This is a genomic window from Leucobacter sp. M11, from assembly GCF_035726885.1.
Taxonomy (GTDB): domain Bacteria; phylum Actinomycetota; class Actinomycetes; order Actinomycetales; family Microbacteriaceae; genus JAPFRB01.
In genome coordinates this window covers 516,816-520,219 of record NZ_JAPFRB010000001.1, presented here as the reverse complement: position 1 = coordinate 520,219, position 3,404 = coordinate 516,816, and the positions used below count along the sequence as shown (strand labels likewise).

The window sequence follows — 3,404 nt, the reverse complement described above, 5'->3', positions numbered from 1 at the left end:
GTGAGCCCCATTTTGCGCCCGAGTGGCTCCTGGCGCGCCTCGGCGCGGCCGAGCAGCACCTGCGGGACGCGGCCGAGGTGATCGCCGGGCCCGCCGGGGCCGAGGGGTGGACGGGGTGGAGCCCCGAGATCGCGTTCTTCGGCGATCTGGAGTGGAGCATCCGCTTCGCAACCGCCCCGGAGGGCGGCGAGCTGGGGGTCCTGGTCACGCTGACCGACACCGAGATCACGGGGGCGCAGTCCCTCGACGCCGAGGGCGACCCCGGTGACGAGCGCGAGCGGGGCGACGCGGACCCGGACGAGTAGCCCCCGGGGCACCGGAGGGCGGCTGCCGCGGCGAGTGGATCGCGGTCGGGGGTTGTTTGTCGCGCCCTGGCGTGGTTAGGATAGCCTCACCTTGCCTCCGTCGGATGTTTGTTGTCCGGCGTGCGCGGGTGACCCCCTTCCCCCCGCTTGTCCTCGTGCGTGCCCGGCCGCTCCGTGTCGCCGCGCCCGCGCGACCGATGAAACGAGTCGCTATGCGTCCAGCTGTTCCCCCACCCCCGCCCGCTTCCCGCCGGGGGCCCGACCGAGCGGGGCGTCGAACGCTCAGCGGCGTGCTGCTCGGCGCGCTCGTGTTCGGCGGGCTCATCGCCGCCCCGATCGCCGCGCAGGCATCCGAGGCCGCGGGCGAGATCACCGGAGCCTCCCTCGAGTGGGCGCTCAACGAGCAGCACCAGCAGGGTGCCCAGTTCGGGGGCTGTGACTACTTCTCCGCGGGGATCGGGGATGGCACCCCGGCCTCCTATCGGACGCAGGAGGGCGACGTGCGCATCATCAAGCGTGGGCCCGCGGGGGAATCCAGCGCCGTCACCGCCGAGAACCGCTGCCAGCTGGACGCGGACTCCCGCAACCCCCAGCGGATGGTCTTCGCGAACGGCTCCGGCGAACTCCGCGGGGACACGGGTGCCACGGTCATCCGGTGGGCGGGCTCGGTGACCGTGAACTCCTACGGCGGCCTGGTGCCGTGGAGCATCACCGACCCCGTGCTCACGGTGCAGCCCGACGGCTCCGGGGTGCTGACGGCGACCCTCGGCGGCTTCAGCTCCTCGCAGACGAACGTGAACGTCAAGGAGCCCCTGGAGCCCACCCCCGGGGTGACGGTGGCGACCATGCGGGGAATCGAGATCACGGAGACCGGCTTGATCGTGACTCCCGATTTCGCCGGGCGCGACTACTTCCCCCTCGTGGACGGGGTGCGCGCCACCGAATCCGTCATCTCCGAACAGCTGAAGCAGATCCGGCCGGGCTGGGGAGCCTGGCCCGAGAGCTTTCTCGATTTCCAGTATCGAACGGGCCTGAACAGCTACTGGCACACCTCCGGGCTGACCGCGGACGAGAAGAAGCCCCCGGCCCCCCTCGAGGTGAGCTTCGATCCCATCGTGACGGAGATGGCCCCGGAGATCGTCACGATGTCCGCGAGCCGCACGGTCTCCGAGGGCACGGACGTGTCGTTCACCGCGCAGGTGTCCGGCACCCCGGATCCCGACCTGCAGTGGCAGCGACTCGCCCCGGGCGGCAGCTGGCAGGACCTGCCCGGGGAGACCGCGCGCACGCTGAACCTCGTCGGGGTCGCCCTGGCCGATTCCGGGCAACAGTTCCGGATCAGGGCGAGCAACTCGGCGGGCGTGAAGACCTCGACCCCGGTGACGCTCACGGTGGAGGCCCTCCAGCCGATCCGGATTACCAAACAGCCCGCGTCCACCACGCTCCTCGCGGGGCGGGTCCTACGCCTCTCGGTCGAGGTCACCGGCTCCGCGCCGAGCTATCAGTGGCAGCGCAGCACCGACGGCGGCCAGAGCTGGGCCGACTGGGGCGGAACGGACGCGACCAGCGGCCTCGTGCCCACGGGGCAGCTCGGGTTCTCGGGGGACCAGTACCGGGTGCTCGTCTCGAACGGGGTCGATGCCCCCGTCATTAGCGAGGTCGCGACCGTGACCCTGGAATCGGCCCCGGTCCGGATCACCGAAAACCACCTGGACGCGATCGGCTATGACGGCGGCAAGGTGATCTTCCGCACCTACGGTTCCGGAAGCCCCGACCCGGACTGGGAGTGGCAGGTCAGCCCGGACCAGGGCACGACCTGGCAGACCTACGCGACGGATAAGACCTCGATCCTGTACGTGGAGAACCTGACGCTCGCGATGGACGGCTTCCAGTTCCGCGTCGTCCTCGACAACGGTTTTTCGGCGCCCGTCGCCTCGCAGCCGAGCACCCTCACGGTGCTGCCCGCGACGCAGGCCTCCATCGCCTACAGCCCCGCGGGGGTCTTTGATCCCGCGGCGGGCGGCACGGTCGCGCTGAGCGGCACCGGCTTTACGGTGCCCGAGCAGCAGCCCCCCTTTGTCCGCGTCGGGGTGATGACCCGCGCGAACTGGGAGGCCCCGGGCGCGCCGAACCGGGACGACTTCATCGCGACCGCGTCATCGGTGTTTGGCTCGACGCTCATCCGGGACGCGGGGAGCTTCGCCCGCACCCTGACGCTCGACCCCGACGATCTCCGGGCGGGCACCGAGTACGTGCTCGTCGGCTTCAGCAGCAAGGCGGACGACCGGTCGCTGGACGTCGCCGTGCCCTTCGTGCTCGCGGGCGAGGACCGCAGCGACGCCCCGGCCCCGAGCGCGGTGACCGCAGCGCAGCTCGCGGGCGTGCCCGAGCGGGCGATGACCGAGCCCTCACAGGTGGCGGGGACCACCGCGTCGCTGCGCGGCTTGGACGCGAACAGCTGGGTGCACGCGACGATCCTCCCCGAGGGCACCCCGCTCGGCTGGGTCCGCACGGACGAGGCCGGGACCGCAGCCGTGCGGCTTCCGGCGGACACCCCCGCCACGGCGGGCTCCCTGGTCGTGCAGACCCCGGCGGGCGACCTCCGGGGCTGGCAGGCGTTCGCGGTGACCGTTCCGGACGGTGACGGTGACGCTGATGCGGACGGCGACGCTGATGCGGACGGCGACGCGGACGGAAGCACCGACGCGGACGGAAGCACTGACGCGGACGGCGACACCGACGCGGACGGGAAGACCGACGCGGACGGTGCCGCCGATGCGGACGGCAACACCGACGCCGACGGCAACACCGACGCTGACGGCAAGGCCGACGCGGACGGCGACGCGACCCCCGGGGCCTCGGGCGGGTCGACGCCAGCGGTGGCGGGCGGCGCTGAGGGGCGGCTGAGCGACACCGGGGCCGACCCCGCGGCCGCGTGGCTGCTGCCGCTCGGGGGCCTGGTGCTCGTGGGCTCCGGGCTCCTGCTCGCCCGCAGGCGCGCGGCCCAGGGCTCGTCCCGAGCCTAGCGAGCCTCGATCGGCGCAATCGGGTGCCCCACGCGAGCTGCGTGGGGCACCCGTTCGCTGTCCGGCGGGGTTA

Annotated in this window: 2 protein-coding genes; both read left to right on the top strand. The window is 72.6% G+C overall.

Annotated features, from left to right (window positions below; all coding sequences use genetic code 11):
• The coding region (locus OOT08_RS02660) for a hypothetical protein (RefSeq protein WP_325090996.1) at positions 1-305 on the top strand (305 nt) is incomplete at its 5' end.
• A 290-nt stretch (positions 306-595) separates the two neighbouring features.
• Positions 596-3,331: a hypothetical protein gene (locus tag OOT08_RS02655; protein WP_325090995.1), complete on the top strand. Its 2,736-nt coding sequence runs from the start codon at positions 596-598 to the stop codon at positions 3,329-3,331.
• Positions 3,332-3,404: the final 73 nt, after the last annotated feature.